This window comes from Janthinobacterium sp. Mn2066 (assembly GCF_049319705.1).
Classification (GTDB): domain Bacteria; phylum Pseudomonadota; class Gammaproteobacteria; order Burkholderiales; family Burkholderiaceae_D; genus Janthinobacterium.
Map to the genome: position 1 here is coordinate 1 of NZ_JBMOUF010000035.1, position 566 is coordinate 566.

A 566-nucleotide genomic window follows, 5' to 3' on the forward strand; every position below is an offset into this window, starting at 1 on the left:
GGAAGCGCTGATCAATTCGGTTTTCTGACGAGCTTGACGCGCCAAATGGTCGACCGGCGAGCCGTTCAGGCCCGTTTTTCGTTCAATTTGACGCGATGTTTCGCGTCTTTGGGTAATCAAGACGGACTACGGGATTCGGTAACCGTAAAACGCCTGCCGACCAGCGGCAGATTGGCAAGGGCGAACAGCATGAACAACTGTGCTGTGTTCTTGGCCAGTCCGCGATAGCGCGTTTTGCGATGACGGAACAGGTTCTTCTTGATGACATAAAACGGGGAGGGCGACTTTCGCCCGCACACTGGCTTTCAAATGTTCCAGCTTTTCCGTCAGGCGCCCCAGTTTGTTGTTCGGTAGCGCCTTGCGTTTGGAGCGTTTCATAGCCACGTGCCACGTGCCACGTCACCGGTTTGCCGGTGTTTTCAGGCCGCTTTTTTCCACGCCTTGGTAACCAGCGTCGCCAAACTCAGCAGTTTCGTCGCCGTGCAGCAACGCGTGCGCCTGTGTCACATCGGCAACGTTCCCGGCCGTGCCGACGACCGTATGCACCAGGCCCGACGCGGCATCGA

Annotated in this window: 1 pseudogene; it reads right to left on the bottom strand. The window is 57.4% G+C overall.

The window, feature by feature from the left end:
- Positions 1–116: 116 nt before the first annotated feature.
- Positions 117–566, bottom strand: a pseudogene (locus ACL9RI_RS27635) (transposase); the annotation flags it as partial.